This window comes from Thermosulfuriphilus sp., from assembly GCF_054026695.1.
Map to the genome: position 1 here is coordinate 70141 of NZ_JBPMLP010000045.1, position 18259 is coordinate 88399.

General features: G+C 53.2%; 18 protein-coding genes. 2 read left to right on the forward strand and 16 right to left on the reverse strand.

Features of this window, described 5'->3' with window-relative positions:
• Positions 1-43 precede the first annotated feature (43 nt).
• On the forward strand, positions 44-751 hold the full coding sequence (locus ACXJJX_RS07725) for a lysophospholipid acyltransferase family protein (RefSeq protein WP_456433832.1): 708 nt from the start codon (positions 44-46) through the stop codon (positions 749-751).
• Here ACXJJX_RS07725 and ACXJJX_RS07730 read toward each other — a convergent pair.
• From ACXJJX_RS07730 to ACXJJX_RS07785, 12 genes are all read right to left on the reverse strand, one after another.
• Positions 748-1374, reverse strand: coding sequence for a zinc ribbon domain-containing protein (locus ACXJJX_RS07730; RefSeq protein WP_456433833.1), 627 nt, complete (start codon positions 1372-1374; stop codon positions 748-750). The two genes, ACXJJX_RS07725 and ACXJJX_RS07730, sit on opposite strands and share 4 nt — an antisense overlap.
• 66 nt (positions 1375-1440) lie before the next feature.
• A complete protein-coding gene (locus ACXJJX_RS07735; protein WP_456433834.1) occupies positions 1441-2673 on the reverse strand; it encodes a multiheme c-type cytochrome in 1233 nt (410 codons plus the stop codon).
• A gap of 86 nt (positions 2674-2759) precedes the next feature.
• A complete protein-coding gene (locus tag ACXJJX_RS07740) occupies positions 2760-2909 on the reverse strand; it encodes a ferredoxin (protein WP_456433835.1) in 150 nt (49 codons plus the stop codon).
• Positions 2910-2930: 21 nt separating this feature from the next.
• Positions 2931-3599 carry a ferredoxin-like domain-containing protein gene (locus ACXJJX_RS07745; protein ID WP_456433836.1) on the reverse strand — a complete coding sequence of 223 codons (669 nt, stop codon included), beginning with the start codon at positions 3597-3599 and terminating at the stop codon, positions 2931-2933.
• 28 nt (positions 3600-3627) lie between these two features.
• Entirely contained in the window at positions 3628-4422 is a 795-nt protein-coding gene (locus tag ACXJJX_RS07750; RefSeq protein WP_456433837.1) for a 4Fe-4S dicluster domain-containing protein, read from the reverse strand.
• Positions 4423-4437: 15 nt separating this feature from the next.
• On the reverse strand, positions 4438-5175 hold the full coding sequence (locus ACXJJX_RS07755) for an ATP-binding protein (protein WP_456433838.1): 738 nt from the start codon (positions 5173-5175) through the stop codon (positions 4438-4440).
• Positions 5176-5275: 100 nt separating this feature from the next.
• A complete protein-coding gene (gene polX, locus ACXJJX_RS07760; RefSeq protein ID WP_456433839.1) occupies positions 5276-6997 on the reverse strand; it encodes a DNA polymerase/3'-5' exonuclease PolX in 1722 nt (573 codons plus the stop codon).
• Positions 6994-7809, reverse strand: coding sequence for a tetratricopeptide repeat protein (locus ACXJJX_RS07765; protein ID WP_456433840.1), 816 nt, complete (start codon positions 7807-7809; stop codon positions 6994-6996). The genes polX and ACXJJX_RS07765 overlap by 4 nt, the downstream gene beginning before the upstream one ends.
• A complete protein-coding gene (gene ligD / locus ACXJJX_RS07770; protein WP_456433842.1) occupies positions 7806-8717 on the reverse strand; it encodes a non-homologous end-joining DNA ligase in 912 nt (303 codons plus the stop codon). Before ligD ends, ACXJJX_RS07765 begins: the two co-directional genes overlap by 4 nt.
• Entirely contained in the window at positions 8698-9522 is an 825-nt protein-coding gene (gene ku, locus ACXJJX_RS07775) for a non-homologous end joining protein Ku (RefSeq protein ID WP_456433843.1), read from the reverse strand. Before ku ends, ligD begins: the two co-directional genes overlap by 20 nt.
• A gap of 93 nt (positions 9523-9615) precedes the next feature.
• Complete coding sequence (gene tatC, locus ACXJJX_RS07780; protein ID WP_456433844.1) at positions 9616-10353, reverse strand: twin-arginine translocase subunit TatC; 738 nt, start codon at positions 10351-10353, stop codon at positions 9616-9618.
• Positions 10353-11210 (reverse strand): phosphoribosylformylglycinamidine synthase subunit PurQ, encoded by an 858-nt coding sequence (locus ACXJJX_RS07785; RefSeq protein ID WP_456433845.1) that lies wholly within the window; start codon positions 11208-11210, stop codon positions 10353-10355. The genes tatC and ACXJJX_RS07785 overlap by 1 nt, the downstream gene beginning before the upstream one ends.
• A 118-nt stretch (positions 11211-11328) precedes the next feature.
• Between ACXJJX_RS07785 and ACXJJX_RS07790 the strand changes: the two genes are divergently transcribed.
• Entirely contained in the window at positions 11329-11817 is a 489-nt protein-coding gene (locus ACXJJX_RS07790) for a YjbQ family protein (RefSeq protein WP_456433847.1), read from the forward strand.
• Positions 11818-11863: 46 nt separating this feature from the next.
• Here the strand turns inward: ACXJJX_RS07790 and acs are convergent, their stop codons facing one another.
• The 4 genes from acs to ACXJJX_RS07810 all read right to left on the reverse strand — a co-directional run bounded on the left by acs (position 11864) and on the right by ACXJJX_RS07810 (position 18228).
• Positions 11864-13849, reverse strand: a complete 1986-nt coding sequence (acs, locus tag ACXJJX_RS07795; protein ID WP_456433848.1) for an acetate--CoA ligase — start codon at positions 13847-13849, stop codon at positions 11864-11866.
• A gap of 89 nt (positions 13850-13938) precedes the next feature.
• Complete coding sequence (locus tag ACXJJX_RS07800) at positions 13939-15243, reverse strand: FlxA-like family protein (RefSeq protein ID WP_456433874.1); 1305 nt, start codon at positions 15241-15243, stop codon at positions 13939-13941.
• A 96-nt stretch (positions 15244-15339) separates the two neighbouring features.
• Positions 15340-16836 (reverse strand): putative nucleotidyltransferase substrate binding domain-containing protein, encoded by a 1497-nt coding sequence (locus ACXJJX_RS07805; protein ID WP_456433884.1) that lies wholly within the window; start codon positions 16834-16836, stop codon positions 15340-15342.
• On the reverse strand, positions 16837-18228 hold the full coding sequence (locus tag ACXJJX_RS07810; protein WP_456433886.1) for a 3'-5' exonuclease: 1392 nt from the start codon (positions 18226-18228) through the stop codon (positions 16837-16839).
• Positions 18229-18259: the final 31 nt, after the last annotated feature.

The window sequence follows — 18259 nt, forward strand, 5'->3', positions numbered from 1 at the left end:
TCTAAGGGGTTGCTGGCTATGGTAAGCCCTTCGAGGGGCAAACATGGCCAAGGTGCGGGGGATATTTTTCGTTATTGTTCTGGTTCTAAGTGTTCTTATCCTGGGGCCTTTAACCATTGCCCTGGGCCCCTTTGACCGGACAGGCCGCCTTCCCCACAGGATCGCCCGTTTTTGGGCCCGGCTTCTTCTCAAGGTGGCCGGGGTCCGGGTGGAGGTGATCGGCCTGGAGAGGCTCGATCCAAACAAGGCCTATGTGTTTGCCGCTAATCACGCCAGCCAGTTTGACATCTTTGCCCTTGAGGCCGGGTTGCCCTTTGAGATTCGCTGGCTGGCCAAGAAGGAGCTCTTCAATATTCCCATATTTGGCCACGGTCTGCGAGCAGTGGGCAATATCCCTGTTGATCGAGAAAGCCCCCGGGAAGGATTGAAGAGTTTGGCCAAAGCTGCTGAGAAGGTCAAAGAAGGCCTCTGCGTGGTCATCTTCCCAGAGGGGACGAGAAGCCCAGACGGACGTCTCCTGCCTTTTAAACCCGGGGGAATGATTCTGGCCATAAAAAGTAAGAGACCTCTAGTTCCCTTGAGTATTGTCGGTAGCCACCAGGTCCTCCCCAAGGGTAAGATTCTCCCCCGGCCCGGGGAGATTAAGGTCATCATCGGGGAGCCCATCGATACCAGAGCCTACAGCCTGAAAGACAAAGAACGACTGGCTGAAGACTTACGCCAAGCCATTGCCGTTGGGCTAAAAAATTAGCCTGTGAGTTTTTTGGCCCGGGCCTGATTACGTCCGGCTTCAGTAAGGAAGGCCCCAAGGTCAGGCTTCTCTCCCTCAAGATCCCAGTGGACCAGCAACTGGATATCGTGGAAAATCTGGGCCTCGAGGGAAGAGGGGACCTTAGTAGAGAGGATTTTTTTTACCTCGGCAATCATGTCTTCTGAGGCCCTGATATCCTCAAGTATTTTTTGAAAATAGTCCGGGAATTCGGCCAGATAAGAGGCCATGAGGACGATAGCCAGCCTGCCGCCTTCTTCAGGGACAAGGCGCTCTGCGTATTGACGGCGAAGATTTATACGCTCGGTGGCCTCTGGCCTTTCTCTAAGAAGAGATTCAACTTTCTTCTCCAGGCGATCCTTGAGAAACTCCTGGCGCTGCTTGAGGAGCTCTGGTGAGATGGATCCTAAACACTGTTCGGCATAAGGGCAGTAAGCCGCACAGCCGAAATCCATCCGCGGATTCGGAAGACGTTTGCCACAGTTGGAACAACGTCGGGAGGCCTCGTCCTTGAAGAACTCGACCTCTTGACCGCAGTGGGGACATTTGACCTCAAAAATGGCGTCTTCTTTCCAATAGCGGGTATCCTGACCTGGACATCTCATATCTTAATCTTACTCTCAATTTGGATTTAATTTAAGGGGGGCGATCGCCCCCCTTAGGGCTCAACTTTATATCTTTCCGGCTTCTTTTCTCATCTTTCGGGCCATCTCTTTGATCTCGGCCAGGGTTTTCTTCATCTTGGCGTACCCGTACCAGGTAGTGTAATCCGGATTTATATGAAAGGCCCCCTGGAAGGTCTTCATCCGGTAGTCCATGAACATCATATAGAGGAGTTGTTCTATCTTGTAAGGGGTCTCGTAGAAGCGAAGGAGATCAGGATATGGATTACCATCAGTGGCCTTGATGATGCCCTCTCTCCTCAGAGAGGCCACGGTCTCGATGGCCTCGGCAAAAAGCCTATCGGCCTCCTTGAGCATCATGTCAGCGTCATGGAGCTGTTGCCTAACAAAGTTGCCGTTGTGACACTGCTGACAGACTTTGACCATCTTCTCCCGCTCGGCCTGCCACTCCTCCTTGCTAAGGCGGGCGACCTTGCCAGCCTTGACCACCTCAAGCCGTTCTGTAGGCTGACCTTGAGGGTCCAAGACCCGGAAGGCTTTAAGGATAGTCAGACGCCAGTTAAGCCATTCTTTATCTTCTTCGGGAAGCCTTACGCCCAGAAAACCCCAGGCCGTCATCACCCGGTGATCCCCTTCAGGCATATGACAAGTCTGGCAACGGGGCCCCCTTCGATCTTCAAGCTTCCGTCCCATGAGACGATCAAGTCGATAGGCTACGCCATGTTTGGATGAAGACCACATCTCCCATTGAGGATGATCAAAACCCATATGACAGGTCATGCAGGCCTCAGGTTCCCGGGCCTCGGCCTTGGAGAATGCGTGTCTTGTGTGGCAGTTCTGGCAATCCATGGCGTACTTGGGATAGTCTGGGCTGGCCTTGACTTCGGCAGTGGCCCCGAGAGAGTGGCACCCCCCACATCCCTTGCGTCCTTTGATAAAGGCCTCGGGTTGCATATGGGTGGTGGGCATGGCGTTCATGGCTATCCAGCCCAAAAAGTGTTTGCCAGCCATGTACTGTTTGGCTTGTTTAGGATGGCAACGCTGGCAGGTCTCGATGGAAGGAAGTTTTGCCTTGGCTACGTCTTTGGCGCTCTGGTGGTCTTTGCCATGACAGGAATAACAGGCCAAGGTCTTTGACATCTTACTACGATGGAAATCCTTGACGATTCCCGGGGTCACCTTAAGGTGACAGTTTTCACATGAGGATGGTTTACCCCAGGAAGGATTAGAAAAGAAGAAGACGGCCACAATGAACCCAATAACACCCCATCCCTTATACATCTCACCCTCCTTTAGCGTTTCTTTGAAAGTTGAGCCCTTTTAGGGTCAACCTTCTTGCCAGGAGATGGCTTCAACCGGGCAGGTATTTATGGCCTCCTCGCAATCACAAATTGCGCAGGCCTCTTCGTTCTTGACAAAGGATTTTTCTTCATCATCGAGTCAAAGACCTCTGGGCAAAGCTCCACGCAGGTCCCACACCCAATACAGGCCTCCCGGTCAACTACCAATCTGGGCACTTTTTCCTCCTTGTGTGGATGTTAGCTCTCTTTGATAAGTCCCTGGAGTTCCTTCATCAGGGGATCAAGTCCGGTTTTCTCTACGGCCCAGGCTAGACGTTTTCTGGGGCGTCCGTAACGATTGAAGAATTCTAGGACGGCTTCCATGGCTCCTAAGGCCTCCTTTTCCCCCGAGGCCTTGCCCAGCAGGACCCCTGGTCTGGGCCTGTATCCCCCTTTGCCACCGATATAGATCTTGAATCCGTCCCTTACGGCTACAAAGCCCAAATCTATATTGTTGGCCCAGGAGCAACAGGCCGGACAACCGCTGATGGCCACTTTGAACTTATGGGGTACAGGCCGGCCCTTAAAGGTGTAATAGATCTTTTCTGCTAGGGGAAAGGTCTCTTTTAGGGCCAGTTTACAGAAGGGAAGGCCTACACAGGTTCGGGGTTGAAAGGATGTTCCTGATTTGCGGACCTGGGCTCCGGCTGTCTCCAAAGCCTCAATGACCCCGGCAACCCTATCCTTCGGAATCCCCAAAATCATGATTTTCTGGGCTGTGGTCGGATGGACAAGATAGCCTTCCCTGGCCAAATCTGCGAGCAGGGAGAGGACTTCGGCCTTTAGGGCCAGCTGGGGAAGCTCAACAGAGATCGCAAAGCTTCCGTCCTTCTGGACAACAGCTCCCGGAATTTTGACCTCCGCCATTGTTACCCCCCTTTGTTTTTCTCGAACTTCAGTGCTTTGCCAAAAGTTCTTCAAAACGCTCCCAACCAACCTTCTGGATGATGGTTCCCAGACGCTCCCCTTTTCGGTTAAGTTTTTTATAAAGCCTAAGCACGGTATCCAAGGTCTCCAAGACCTGGGTCTCATCGGCCAGAGGGATAATTTCTCTGGCCAGTTGGGGATGGCGGCCCAGTTTGCCTCCGATCAGAATTCTATATCCCTTGGGCCCGGATTTGATCGTTCCTGAAGGGCAGATCTTGGCGCAGGCGCCGCAGGCGAGACATCTCTCCGTGGCAATTACCGGGCCTTCGGCCAGACTGATGGCCTCTTCCTCACAGACCTCAAGGCACTCCCCACAGGCCAGGCAAGATTCCCCCGTGACCTCGGGTATTGTCTGACCGATGAGGGCGAAGTCTCGGATGTGAACCTGAGAGCAGGCGTTGGGACATTCAGCAAGGCCAATTCGGAACTGATGGTGGTGTTTAAGGGGGCCGCCGACCTTTTCCTCCAGGAATCTGGTCAGATCGGCCTCTTTGAGAAGGGCCTCGATCTTTTTGAGAAGTTTTCCGGAGCTGGTCACAGCATTGGGACACCCACTGGTCCCGAAACAGGCCTCGACACTGAAACCCTCGCGGACCTGGGCGGCCTTGTCTCGCAAGACCCTTTTGGCCTCCAAGACATCGGCTTCAGAGACAATCCTTTTCCCCTTTTGGCGGACAAACTCCTCGACCTGCTTACGCACTCGGCTACGGACAAAAAATGGGACACGTTTGATCAGGGCCTCGGCCTCTGGTTCCCAGTGCATAGTTGGCCTCCTGAACTACCAGCTTTCCTCTCTAAGGATTTCACCTCTGGTGCTGATGGTAACCACCCGGAATGGAACCTTTCGGCCAGAAATCTCCAGCCCCTTTTTGACGATTACCGGAAGTCCTCCACAGCAGGGCACCTCCATAATAAGGATGGTGACTTCTTTGATGTCGGCCTGGCTGAAGATCTGAGCGAACTTCTCTACATATTCCTGAGGATTGTCGAATTTAGGACATCCGATAAGGATGATTCTTCCGGCCAGAAAGTCTTCATGAAGTCGGGAATAGGCCACTGGGGTACAGTCGGCCACCACCAATAGTTGCGCTTCCTTGAGGAAAGGGGCCGTTGGCGGGACAAGCCTTATCTGAACCGGCCAGTGAGAAAGGGCAGAGTTGGCTTGCCCTCGAGGGGTATTGGCACTTTGACAGGCCGGGGCTTCAGAGGCCAAGAATTGGATCTTGGCCGAGGGACAACCACAGACAGGGGATTCCTGGGCCTTTTTTTTCTCTTCAAGGTAGCGTTTGACGGCCTCTTCATCGAATTCTTCGGCTGGCCGCTCAACGATCCTCAAAGCCCCCTTGGGACATTCTCCCAGACAGGCCCCCAGACCGTCGCAGTATTTTTCGGCCACCAGACGGGCCTTGCCGTTGATAATTTCAATGGCCCCCTCGGCACAGGCCGGAACACATTTTCCACAGCCGTCACAAAGCTCTTCGTCTATCTCGATGATTTTACGGACACTTTTGACCATGATTCATCTCCTTCTTCGGTTAGTTTTTCCTTAAAATAAAGGCGAAAATTCTTTTTTCCCTTGATGCAGATCAAAGCCTTGCAGTTTTTAGGCAAGGATCTTACTTTGAGTGTCTCTTCTGGAGCCAGTTGAGGAGATTCCGGTAAGGGAGGCAGTTTAGAAGGTCTTGGGCCTCGCACCAGCCTCTCCTGGCCATTGCCACTCCTAGGGGCAAAAAAGCTAACTGTTCCAGGCTGTGGGCGTCTGTGCCGATGGCCAGCTTTACTCCGGCCTCTTTGGCCGCTCGGGCATTGACATCGTTTAGATCCAGGCGCTTGTAATAGGCATTTATCTCTAGGGCCACTCCGGCCTCTTTGGCCGCTGCCAAGACAGCCTTAAGATCAAGAGGGTAAGGGGCCCGTTCTCCGAGAAGTCGACCAGTAGGGTGGCCAATGATGTGGACGTAAGGGTTTTTTATGGCCGAGAGAATGCGTTTGGTAAGGGTGGCCTCATCTTGTCTGAAGCCACTGTGGATGGAGGCAATGACCAGGTCAAACTCCTTGAGAAGTTCATCTGGATAGTCCAGGGTGCCGTCGGCCAGGATATCAACCTCAGTGCCGAAAAGGAGTTTGACCTTCTTTTTTCTTCGGTTGAATCGAGAAATGGCCTCTTTTTTGGCGGCTATATCTTCGGACTTAAGCCCACCGGCCACCCGTAGCCCTTGGGAATGATCGCAGATCCCCACCCAAGAAAGACCCATGGCCTCAGCCCGCTCCCCAATCTCCTCAACACTGGCGACACCATCGCTAAAGCTGGAATGGACGTGAAGATCACCCAGGATCGCTTCATAGGCCACCAGATTAGGGAGCCTTCCCTCTAGGGCTGCCTCTATCTCGCCACGGTCTTCCCGAAGCTCAGGGGGGATCCAGGGGAGACCCACAGCGGCAAAGACTTCTTCTTCCTCCCGGCCACCGATCCGCTCCTCACCCCGGAAGATCCCATATTCGTTTATCTTGAGACCCCGCTGGACTCCAAGTTCCCGAATGCGAATGTTGTGGGCCTTAGAGCCTGTAAAATAGGCCAAGGCCGCTCCATAACAGGCCGGATCAACCACCCGCAGGTCGACCTGGATGCCTTCCTTTAGGCGGACACTAGTCTTGGTCTCCCCCCTAGCAATAACCTCTCCTATCAGGGGAAGCCCAACAAAGATCTCCATAACCTTCAGCGGATGGCGAGAGGTCACCAGGATGTCGATATCCTTGACCGTCTCCCGACGCCTTCTGATGGATCCGGCGATGTCGATCCGGTCAACCGGGGACTTTTGGCGGAGTGTGGCTACTAGGGCTTCAGCCAAGGGCAAAATTTCCCCCAGGGGTCTTCGTTCAACGTGTTTTTTAATAAGTCTGATTCCCTTGAGGATGTTTTCTTCGGTCTTGGTCCGGATGCCGGGTAAGCGACTTATCCGGTGTTCAAGGCAGGCCCTCTCAAGTTCTTCTATGCTTTTGATGCCCAGTTTTTCGTAAAGGAGCTTGGCTGTCTTGGGACCTACTCCGGGAATAGAAAGGAGGGTAATCAACTCCGGGGGAATCTTCTGTTTTAGCTCTTCGTACTTTGGGCAAGTCCCGGTGGCGATTATTTCTTTTATCTTGGCCGCCAGATCCTTTCCAACCCCCGGAATACGCTCCAGTTTCCCGGCCTGAGCCAGTTCAGCTACATCGGTGGTGAGGGATTCGATATTCTGGGCGGCCCGCTGATAGGCCCTAACCCTGAAGGGATTATCCCCTTTGATCTCAAGAAGGGCAGCAATGTTACGGAGAATCTCGGCTACGTCTTTGTTCTTCATGGAGAGCCTCTCTTGAGAAGCTTTCTAGCCAGGGAGGCATAAGGGCCCTGGGGGTCAACAGTAAGATAGTGTTTAAGCCAGAGGCGTCCCTCTTCCAGACGACCCATGAGGAGAAGGGCCTCACCCAGGGAGAAAAAGGCATCGGTAAACCCTGGCTCCAGCTCTACCACCCGGCGGAAGAAGATGGCCGCCAGCTGAGGTTCCCCTTCCTCCATGAGGAGGCAAGCCAGGTTAAAAGAAGCCTCTGGATGATCAGGTTCAAGCAAAAGGGCCTGGAAATATAGCTCTTTGGCCCGGGAGAGTTCCCCTTCCTGGTAGTCAATGTTGCCCAGGTTGACCAAGCTATCGGTATGGCGAGGGTCAAGTTTGAGGGCCTTCTCATAGGCCTCCTTGGCCCCAGATGAATCCCCCTGGGCCTCCCGGGAAAGCCCTAGAAAGAACCAGGCCTCAGCAGTGGTCGGAGCAAAAGGGATGGTTTGGGACTGTGGCGGAGAAAAGTCAAGGCAGAGTTGCCCTCCAGGCTCTATCAGGGCCCGACCCCGTCGCAAGACAAACCTGTTGCCCCGCATCTCCGTACGGTGAAGATCTTCAGGGGCCAAGCTCTTTAGATCCTTGATCAGCCTCTCTAGACTTGCCCCCTGATCAAGGAGGTCCCTGATCCTTCTCAGGGCTCTGATCTCCTGGAAACCCCAGAAGGGACCTTTCTCGTCCCTTCCAGGGAGGACGACTTTTTTTCGAGCCAGCCTTTCTATCTCTGGAGCCGAAAGGCCCGTGAGCCGGACGACCTCTTCCAGCCTGAAAACCTGCTTCATTCAAGAAGTCCTTCAAAGACCGGGGCCCGAAAACGGCCCTGATTGGTCACCTCCTGATAGGATACCAGACAGCGAAGTTCTGGTCTTACCCAGTGGGCTCCGGAAATCCGAGGGGCGAATCTTGGATGTTCGATCTCCGGAAGGCTCTTTAAAAGTTTGAGAATACGTTTTTGTTCGTCCAAACCAAGGCCGCTTCCCACCCGCCCCCGGAAGCGAAATCCTTTCTCGGTCTCCTCGGCGATCAAAAGGGACTTAAGCTCCCCTTTATTGTTTAAAAGATATCCGATGATGAAACAGAGGCTTTTTTTTCGGGGCTTGAACTTAAGCCAATAATGACTCCGCTGGCCAGGAAGATAGGGGCTGGTAATCTTCTTGGCCATTACCCCCTCAAAACCTTTGCGGCAGGCGGCCTCAAAGAAACTTTGTCCTCTTTGGAAGACGTAGCTTGATTCCACCAGCTGAGGATCCTCGGGAAGGACCTTTTTCAAAAATTCTTTTCGGTCAATGAGGGGTCTTTCCAAAAGAGGTTCAAAATTAAGGTAAAGGAGGTCAAAGACCATGTAGGTGGCCGGAAGATAGCGGCTTAAAAGGCGGATGCGGTCCCGAGAGAGGGTGTGCTCTCGTTCTTGAAGGCTCAAAAAGTGGGGGATCCCGTTTTTTAAAACGACGATCTCTCCGTCAAAAACTACTCCATCAGCAGGGATCTTGAGGGGGAGGTGCTCAAATTCTGGATAACGATAGGTGATATTACTAAGCCTTCGATTCTGAAGGCGAAGCCTCCCTTTTTCGATAAAAAACAAGCATCTGCTCCCATCCCATTTTATTTCGTAGAGGTAGTCAGGGGAGTCAAAGGGTTGACTGAGATGGGCGAGCATGGGTTTAAGACGTTCAGGAAGTCTGGCGGACACGTTTCCCTTTTGTCCTTTTTCTTGCTCGAACCAGCCTTTTCCTGGCAGTCTCCTCGGCGCTTTGCCTCAAGGCCTCCATAAGGCTGATCACCTTGGCCTTCTCCCTCTCTGGCCGGGGTTTAAGGGCTTCACCTCGGGCCTTGGCCTCAATGAGGGCCAGGACCGATTCTCGATAGTGGTCAACCAGGGTCTCAGGATCAAAGTCGATAGAAAGATTCTCTACGATGGTCTTGGCTAGATACAGACCTTTTTCATCACCCTGTTCTAGATTGATAGCTAGATCCTCAGCCGGGATGACCTCGTCTTTAAAATGGAGGGTACTGGTCAAAAACTTTCCCTGATAGGGCTTGATGATGAGGGGGCGTTCCTTATGCCGAATAATGGCGGTGGCTAGGGCCGCTCGTCCGCTTTCTTCCATAGCCCGATAAAAAAGGGCAAAGGCCTGACCGGCCGTGGATCCGTCAGGGACCAGGTAGTGAGAATCGGCGTAGAAGGCCGGAGGGATCTCTTCGGGCCTAAGAAAGCCTTTAACCTCTATTGCCTCTGAAGAGCCTAGGCGAAGCTCCTCTAGCTCCTCATCAGTGATAATTATGTAGTGTTCGTTGTCCAGCGGCCAGGCCCGGGCAATCTCTTCATCGGCCACTGCCCGGTCGCAGTTTGGACAGACCTTTTCGTATCGAATCCGGGTTCCGCATACCTTGTGGACTAAGTGAAAGGTGAGCCCTTTTTTGATCACGGCTTGATATAGCTTGACTGGGATAGTTACCAGAGAGATCTTCAAGACCCCTGACCAGATAGCCCTCATGCCTCCTCCTTTGCTACTTTAAAAGAACTCTATTCTGACCATATAGTTCCAGAATTTGGAGATCAAGGGGATTCTTGGAAGCTCGAAGATACTTTAGGTCTTATCGGTGTCTAGTTGCGGGCCTCTGGCAAAGGGACGGGCCAGAAGGAGTCCAGCCTCAAAGAGGAAGTAAAGGGGCAGGGCCATCAGGGACATATTAAAAACATCAGGTGTCGGGGTGAGGACAGCCGAAAGGATCGAAATTATCAAAATGGCGTGACGGCGATAGTGGGCCATGGTCCGAGGATGAACCAGACCGAGCCTTGACAGGAGTATCATTATCAGGGGTAGCTCGAAGATGAGGCCGAAGGAAATGATAAAAAGCCCTACAAAAGAGACAAATTTCCCTACAGATATGACTGGCTGGATCTTTCCTGTTCCATAGGAGAGGAGGAAGTTTATACCAAAGGGTAGGGTGACGAAGTAGCAGAAGGCGGCTCCTGCATAGAAAAGGACCGTGGCCGCAAATACAAAGACAATGCCAAAGAGACGCGAGAGATGAAAGGTGGCAGCCAGGGCCAGCCAGATACGCAAAAGGATCAGAGGCATGAGGACAAAGATGGCCGTGGCTACCGAGAGCTTGATCAGGGCGATAAAAGGCTCGGCAACACCAAAAAAGGCCAATTTCTGATTGAGATGATGCTGGAGATAACGCAAAAGGGCCGGAGAATAAAAGTAGATGACAGCCACTGTGGCCACAAAAATAGCCCCCATAAGGAGGAGGAAACGGCGCAACTCAAAAAGAAAGACCAGAGTGCGATGATAAAGGCTTGGATCAGTTGCCACCCGCATCAGGCCGACTGCTCACGGAGATATTCTATGGCGTTGCGGAAGATCTGAAGCCCCAGCCCCTCTTCTGGTAAGGACTCTCTGGTCCAAAAAGGATGATTTGTTCGGTGATTGAAAGCCTCAGGGTGAGGCATAAGGCCAAAGAGGCGGCCACTCGGGTCACATATTCCGGCAATGGCCACAGTGGATCCGTTGGGATTAAAAGGATACTGCTCGGTGGGCTCCTCCGTCTCTGGAGAGATGTACTGGAGGGTGTGGAGATTAAGAGAGAGGATATTTTTGAGGACTTCATCATCCAGGGTGACAAACTTTCCTTCTCCATGACGGATAGGGAGATATAGCCGGTTCAGGCCCCTGGTAAAGATACAGGGGGAGTCCTGATTGACCTTGAGCCAGACCCAGCGGTCTTCAAAGCGTCCGGAATCATTATAGGTAAGAGAAACCAAACGTTCGGTATAGCGACCTTCAAGACCTGGAAGGAGACCAAGCTTTACCATGAGCTGAAAGCCATTGCAGATACCCAAAACGACTCCTCCCTGATCGATGAAGGACAAGAGCTGGTCAAGGAGAGGTTCCCCAGTGGTCTTTACCCGGGCATAGCGAAATCGGTGGGCAGCTGCCTGAGCGGCTCCCAGGTTGTCTCCATCTAAGAAGCCTCCGGGCAGGCAGAGAAAGTTGTAATCATCAAGACGCTTTTCTCCATAAATAAGCTCAGCCTGATGGACGATATCCACCTGATCGGCCCCGGCTGCCCGGCAGGCATAGGCTGTCTCCCTCTCACAATTAGTCCCGAAACCGGCCAGAACAATAACCCTTACCTCTCCCATAAGAGCCTCTCCTGAGAAGAAATATCTTTCCATCTCTACAGCCTCTTGGGCATCACTTCAAGCCTCCAGGCAGGGTCAAACTTGACCAAGGACGACTGAAGGGGAGAAGATCCAGGAAGAATTTGAAAATCTTGCTGGCAAGGAGGTTCCCATGGTTCGGGTAATCACCGAAGACCTTGAGCTTTCCACCCGTGGCTTTGGCGACACCCATGACATAACCCCCCAGATAAGAGAAATACTCCAGCGATCTCAACTCAACGAAGGCAACTTGACGGTTTTTGTTCCCGGATCTACGGGGGCGGTGACGACCATTGAGTTCGAGCCGGGGGTCATCGAAGATCTACGCCGGACCCTAGAGCGTCTTGTCCCTACTGATATTGCCTACGAACACACCTGTCCAAGAGCCCCCAAACTTGCGTCAGGTTGTCTTGTCCCTACTGATATTGCCTACGAACACGACAAGGCCTGGGGGGATGGCAACGGGTTTTCCCACGTAAGAGCGGCCCTGATGAAACCATCTTTGAGTATTCCTTTCTCCGGGAGGCGGCTTCTTTTGGGGACTTGGCAACAGGTGGTCTTCCTTGATTTTGACAACCGTCCGCGCAGACGAAGACTCATCGTCCAAATAATAGGCCAATAAAAAAACGGGGCCTAAGGGGCCCCGTTTTTTTCTGGAAGAAGCAGATTTACCTTAGGAGTTCTTCCCGGCCCTTGATGAGATCCTCTACCACCGCTGGATCGGCTAGAGTGCTCGTATCACCTAGGTCTTCATATTGGCCAGTAGCGATCTTCCTCAGGATCCGGCGCATGATTTTGCCGCTTCTGGTCTTGGGAAGGCCGGGGACAAACTGGAGAAACTCCGGCGTGGCAATGGGTCCGATGACTGTTCTGACATGTTTAACAAGTTCTTTACGGAGCTCATCCGAGGGCTCATAGCCATCCTTAAGGATGACAAAGGCATAGATGGTCTCTCCTTTGACCTCATGGGGAACACCGATGACCGCTGCTTCGGCTACGGCTGGATGGGCCACTAGAGCGGATTCAAGCTCCATAGTCCCCAGTCGATGCCCGGAGACATTGATGACGTCATCAAGGCGTCCCATGATCCAGAGATATCCATCTTCATCCTGGCGGGCTCCATCACCGGTGTAATAGTAGCCTTTGAAACGGCTGAAGTAGATCTGTTTAAAGCGTTCTGGATCTCCCCAGACCCCCCGGAGCATGCCCGGCCAAGCCCTCTTCATGCAGAGGTGTCCCCCTTCGTTTACTCCGGCCGGAGTGCCGTCGTCTTTGAGGATTACGGGTTCAACTCCTGGTAGAGCCACAGTAGCTGATCCCGGCTTAAGAGGTACGGCGTAGGGGAGCGGAGAGATAAGGAAGCCTCCGGTTTCGGTCTGCCACCAGGTATCAACGATAGGACAGCGGCCCCGGCCCACGTTGGTGTAATACCAGAGCCAGGCCTCAGGATTAATGGGCTCACCTACGCTTCCCAGAATACGGAGGGAAGAAAGGTCATACCTCTGGGGCCATTCATCCCCCTCACGCATGAGGGCCCGGATGACAGTGGGAGCCGTGTAGAAAAGGGTGACCGCATAGCGTTCACAAAGCTCCCAAAAGCGTCCCGGATGGGGATAAGTAGGAACACTTTCATACATTATTTCCGTAGCTCCCAAGGTAAGAGGGCCATAAACAATATAGGAGTGGCCGGTGATCCAACCGATGTCGGCTGTACACCAGAAAATGTCCTCCGGTTTAAGATCAAAGACCCATTGAAGGGTATGGGCCGTATAGACGAGGTAGCCCCCTGTGGTGTGGAAGACCCCTTTAGGTTTGCCAGTGGAGCCGGAAGTATAGAGGATGAAGAGGATGTCCTCGGCATCCATCTCCTCGCACTCACACCAATCTTCAATATCATCGGCCCAGACGGCCTCGTGGTACCAGAGGTCTCGCTCATTGATCCAGTTTATCTCCAGCCCCAGACGTCTGACGACTACACATTTCTCAACAGTGGGGCAGTCCTTAAGGGCCTCATCAGCATTCTTTTTGAGTTCGATCTTGCGTCCAGCCCGCCAACAACCATCGGCGGTGATGAGGATCTTGGCCTCACAGTCCTGAATCCTGGTTTTGAGACTTTCGGAAGAAAACCCCCCAAAGACTACCGAATGAATGGCTCCGATGCGGGCGCAAGCTAACATGACCACCGGTAGCTCCGGGATCATGGGGAGATAGATGGCTACCCGATCTCCCTTTTTTATGCCCAGCTTTTTGAGAACATTAGCAAAGCGGCAGACCTCTCGGTGGAGCATCTGGTAAGTATAGACTCGAACGTCTTCATCGGGCTCTCCCTGCCAGATAATGGCAGCCTTGTTCTTGGTCTCGCCGGTCAGGTGCCGGTCCAGACAATTATAGCAGGCGTTGAGCTTTCCCCCCTCGAAGAAGCGAATCTCTGGCTTTTCGAAATCCCAATAGCAGGTCCGATCCCAGAGGCGAAACCAGCTGATTAGTTCTTTGGCCCGCTCACTCCAGAAGCCGTCGGGATCCTCCAGACTGTAGCGGTAGATCTCCCGGTATTCATGCATGGTGGCGATATAGGCCTCATCTCGGCCAACCTGGGGAGGATAGAAGATCCGCTGCTCTTTGAGGACCGATTCTATCTTAGTTGTTTGGGACATAGGGGGCACCTCCTAAAAAGATTGTGATTTTGTTAGCAAATCACAAAAAAAGCGGGGCCTTAAGGCCCCGCTTTTTTTGGACCCAGGTCCTAAAATAGATACTGTACAGAGAGAGTAAAGCGATTGGCCACATCGGTCTGTTTATCTCTTTCGGTCTCAATGTGGATGACCTCAAAGCCTACCTTTACCGGTTTGGTAAGCTGATACCAGATGTTGGCAAAATATTGGGTATTCTGAGTGAACTGCCGGTCAGAAAGATTAGCAACCGTGCGTCCCTCCATGATATCGCTGTCGCTGGGGTTGTCAAACCCAAATCCTACGGTGGCCGACCATCTGGGGGCAAAGAACCAAGTGAGATCAGCCCAGCCTCCGGAGGCCGAAACCGGATCACCGTTCTGGGTGGTATCAAGCTCGTAGCGGAGAAAGTTTTCGCCGATGCCTTCACCAACCCAGGCCTCTCCTTTGAAGAGAAACTGCTTGCCCAGAAGATAGAACTTCCATTCTGCCACCGCCAGCCAGCGATCGACGTTGTCGGAGTCTTGGGTCTCATAGCTGGCATGCCGATAGCCGGCACCCAGGGCGATCATATTTCCTGGGCCAAGGATGCCGCCGCTATAGGCCACTCTGGTCAACAACCAAGGCATACGATCCTCTCGGGCCGGGTCAATACGGCGATGTTTCATGAGGGCCACCAGGACCTCCCAGTTGTCGTTCAATTTCTGGCGGACTGTAGCCTGAGGGACCCGCCACCAGAGGTTGCCTGCAGCAGTAAGGATACCAAAGTCAACGGTTGAAGGGTTGAGCCGGGCAATGGGAATCCAGTCTTGGCCAATACGCAGGCTGGTCTTAGTGGCCAGATTGGTGATGTCGGTATAGGCAAGCCGCATCCGGGGGATGAGGTTGTTGCCGTTGTTGTATCCATAGAAGTCCATCTCAAAACGTCCCTTGACCAGCCAGTTGCCCTCCTTGTGGGCTGCCCAGAAGCCGAAGCGCGTATCCCGGGGGTTGAAGTTGGTGGAATCGTTGCTCACGTCCGGGTGTTGGGCCCGATTGGCCACCGCCCCAATGAAATCCTTGTAGTAAATCATCTGGGCAGTGTCATAGTTGAAGTCGGTTTTGATCTTGCCGTAGAGAAGCCACTCGGTGTTCTTTTTGCTAAAGACCGGCCGGGCCTCCTTGGCCACCACCTGAGGGGCTACTCCCTGGCTTTGAACTTGTTCCAGCTTCTTCTGGAGGGCCTCAATCTGGGCCTGCATTTGGGCCTGCATCTCGGCCATCTGGCGTTTTAAGACTTCGATCTGGGCCTTAAGTTCTTCCGGGCTTTCGGCCCGGGCAGGAATACTCACCATCAAAAGGGCCAAGAGAACCAGGAACAAAGTCTTTAATCGGTTCATCTCTCACCTCCTGTAATTTTTTCATCTTAAATGGTCATTTTTAGCTCAATCGCAAATTTTAAGCTCTAAGTCAAGTCATGGTTAAAGAGCTAGGACTCAGAGGATCAGGCCCCCAAAGGCGGCGTCTACCAACTCTTTGAGTCTTTTTACGGCCTGAAAGGCGTAGCGCAACATGTCTTGGTCATGGGCCGAGAGCCTTCGGGGATCAAGGTAAAAAGTTATCGGTTCCCCTCTTTGCCAGGAGTCGATCTGGGCCTGGAGGGCGTAGTGGACGAGAATGTGGAAGGCATGTTCGGCATATTCGGCGTCTTCCCGGGAGAGGACTCCCCTTTTGACTAGGCTCCGGAGGCGCTCAAGGGTTGAGGCCTCGGTAATGCCGGCCTTGAGGGCCAGAACCCTTACGGCCTCAACCACGAAGATGAGCCCGCTTTGTTTAAGATTGAGTTTGCCCCGATAAGGGCCCTCCTTTTCAGTGATGAACTGGCGAAAAAGCCCTAGGGGGACCTTATGGCCGGCCTCTTCCTCATACATCTGCCGGATGATGTTGTGGTGTCGTTGAATAAGTCCGATTTCATAGGCCTGGAGATCCTCAAAAAGCGCTTCTTCACCCAGGATAGGGCTGGCGTCGAAGATAAGGGTCAGGTACCTCACGATGTGATAGGCATCAATTCCAAGCCAGATAAGAAACTGAGCCTTCCACTCCGAGAGCCGTTTCCTCCAAAGGGGATTCTCGGCCATGATGTAGCCCGGGCAACGGGGATAGCCTATTGCCTCAAGCAGAGAGCCGAATCTGGTGGCCAGCTTTCGAAAATAGCCATCAACGGCCTCGTATTGGCCATCGGGATAGTCGGCCAGGATGAGACCGTGGTCTTGATCAGGAGCTAAAAGGGCCTCGGCCCGACCGTGACTTCCGGTAAGAAATAGAGAGAAGCGGGCCGGGGGGGGGGTGTTCATCTCCTCTAGGGCCAGCTCAAAGGCTCGGCGGTGAAGGTCTCGATGAATGAGGGAAACCATAGTCATGATCTCTGTGGCCGGAAGACCAATTGAGAGACGATTAGCGGCCAGAGCCGGCAGGCTAGCCTTTAGCTCGGCCAGTTCCTCCGGACCTTTGGCTGCCTCTATCTGGCCGATGATCACCAGGGGCTCAGAGTGGGTGAGACGGATTATCTGACGCAGGGTGATAATGCCTACAACCCGATCGTCCTCTACTACCGGAAGGTGCTTGATGCCGTAGCGGGCCAACAAGGACAGTGCCTGATAAAGTTTGGCCCTGGGAGTCAGGGTCAGCGGGGGGGCGCTCATAATGGCTGCTGCCGGTGTTCGATCTGGATCAACCCCCTCCTGGGAGACAACTTTGGTCAAGATGTCCCGTTCGGTGATTATCCCTACAGGAGAGCCTTTTTCGGAGACGATTACCGCTGAGGATATCCGTCGTTTGGCCATCTCTTGGGCCACCTTCCGGACGGGAAGGCTCGAAGGGCAGGTAAAGACCGGCGAGACCATGACTTCGGCCACGGGTGCCTCATAGGAGAAGGGACTCAGGGCCTGAAGCCTCCTTCTTATGGCCTCTTGGGAGGATTCTGATCGGGACATCTAAAATTTCCTTTGAAGTCTCCTCAAAGAGTACATCTTCCGGCAAAACTCAAAGAGATCCTTAAGGGTTTTTATTCCCCGGCGCTCAAGATAAGGAATAAAGCGGAGGAAGATCTCCGCGGTAAGCAGGGCATCTCCCAGGGCGCTATGGAGGCCGGCAACGACGAGGCCGAGGCGTCCGGCGATCTCGTCAAGATTGTGTCCGGGAAATTCCTCAAACAGTCCGTAGGAGATAAGCAGAGTGTCCACCACCGGCAGATCAAGCCTTAAGCCCTGACGTTCGGCCTCAATTTTTAGAAATTTGAGATCAAAGGCCGCATTGTGGGCCACTAGCACGGTTCCCTCACAAAAGGCGAGAAACCGTGGGAGAACCTCAGCCAGACTGGGTTTGTCTCGAACCATCTCGTCAGTGATACCATGGATCTTGGTCGCTGCCTTGGGAATCGGGCGTCCTGGATTAACTAAAGTGTGGAAAATAGCCTCTCTGAGCAGGCGTCCTCCCTCCAAACGAACGGCTCCGATGGCGACGATCTTATCTCCCAAAGAAGGCTCAAGACCGGTGGTCTCGGTATCAAAGACTGTGTAGCGAAGCTGTCTCAGGGGAAGCTCAGGATCAACATTTGGAGAACAGCTGGCAGCAAAAAGGTCAAAGTCAAAGGCCACCGGACGCCAAAGTCTTGGGGCTTCGGTAACCGTGAGGCTTGAGAGGTCCTCTTTGGGACCTTCTCCTAGGCTGTCCGGAGGTTGCCGTCCAGGAGGACTCTGAAAGGTCATCACTATGCCCAAAGTTTGCCCTCTTTGGTCCTTCATGAGACAGGCCCAGCCATTTAGACCTTGGTGGGAAATGGGGCGACAGGCCTCTGGGGCCTTCTCCAGATCCTCAAGGATCCTAAGGAGAAAATCCTGATCGAAGACGGAAAGAGCGCTTCCACCGAGGAAGGCCCTGTCTTCTCCAAAGAGCCTGTTGGCTGCCGGGTTTACCAGAACAATGCGAAAATCACGACTAATGACCAGGACCGCCTCGGCCAAGCTCCGCAGTATCAAGGCCAAGGCGTTTTTTTCAAGTTCAAGCCTCCTAGTAGCCTCCTCCACTAGATGTTCAAGCTCAAGGGCCCGTTTGCCAAAGGCTGTTCTCAGGTGGCGGAGATATCCAGCCAAGGCCTCAAGGGAATGGGGGGCCTCGTTAAGGCCCTTAATGAGCTCAGGGGCATTTTCCATAACTAGAATCTCAGCCTCTTTGGCCAGCCGGCGGATCTCCCGTAAAGGATAGGTATAGATGAGCATCATCAAAAAGAGGAGCCAAAAGGTATAGGCAAATCCGAAGACTAAAAAATAAAAGAAGGTCTTCTTATCGGCGGCTGGGATCTGGTGGAAGAGCCAGATAAAACCCACCCAGAAGACACCCAATACCCCTGCCAGCCAA

Excerpts from the sequence above, each read along its gene's own strand:
- ACXJJX_RS07725 (WP_456433832.1), top strand. The coding sequence starts at position 44 with ATGGCCAAGGTGCGGGGGATATTTTTCGTTATTGTTCTGGTTCTAAGT.
- ACXJJX_RS07730 (WP_456433833.1), bottom strand. The coding sequence starts at position 1,374 with ATGAGATGTCCAGGTCAGGATACCCGCTATTGGAAAGAAGACGCCATT.
- ACXJJX_RS07735 (WP_456433834.1), bottom strand. The coding sequence starts at position 2,673 with ATGTATAAGGGATGGGGTGTTATTGGGTTCATTGTGGCCGTCTTCTTC.
- ACXJJX_RS07745 (WP_456433836.1), bottom strand. The coding sequence starts at position 3,599 with ATGGCGGAGGTCAAAATTCCGGGAGCTGTTGTCCAGAAGGACGGAAGC.
- ACXJJX_RS07750 (WP_456433837.1), bottom strand. The coding sequence starts at position 4,422 with ATGCACTGGGAACCAGAGGCCGAGGCCCTGATCAAACGTGTCCCATTT.
- ACXJJX_RS07755 (WP_456433838.1), bottom strand. The coding sequence starts at position 5,175 with ATGGTCAAAAGTGTCCGTAAAATCATCGAGATAGACGAAGAGCTTTGT.
- polX (WP_456433839.1), bottom strand. The coding sequence starts at position 6,997 with ATGAAGAACAAAGACGTAGCCGAGATTCTCCGTAACATTGCTGCCCTT.
- ACXJJX_RS07765 (WP_456433840.1), bottom strand. The coding sequence starts at position 7,809 with ATGAAGCAGGTTTTCAGGCTGGAAGAGGTCGTCCGGCTCACGGGCCTT.
- ku (WP_456433843.1), bottom strand. The coding sequence starts at position 9,522 with ATGAGGGCTATCTGGTCAGGGGTCTTGAAGATCTCTCTGGTAACTATC.
- tatC (WP_456433844.1), bottom strand. The coding sequence starts at position 10,353 with ATGCGGGTGGCAACTGATCCAAGCCTTTATCATCGCACTCTGGTCTTT.
- ACXJJX_RS07785 (WP_456433845.1), bottom strand. The coding sequence starts at position 11,210 with ATGGAAAGATATTTCTTCTCAGGAGAGGCTCTTATGGGAGAGGTAAGG.
- ACXJJX_RS07790 (WP_456433847.1), top strand. The coding sequence starts at position 11,329 with ATGGTTCGGGTAATCACCGAAGACCTTGAGCTTTCCACCCGTGGCTTT.
- acs (WP_456433848.1), bottom strand. The coding sequence starts at position 13,849 with ATGTCCCAAACAACTAAGATAGAATCGGTCCTCAAAGAGCAGCGGATC.
- ACXJJX_RS07800 (WP_456433874.1), bottom strand. The coding sequence starts at position 15,243 with ATGAACCGATTAAAGACTTTGTTCCTGGTTCTCTTGGCCCTTTTGATG.
- ACXJJX_RS07805 (WP_456433884.1), bottom strand. The coding sequence starts at position 16,836 with ATGTCCCGATCAGAATCCTCCCAAGAGGCCATAAGAAGGAGGCTTCAG.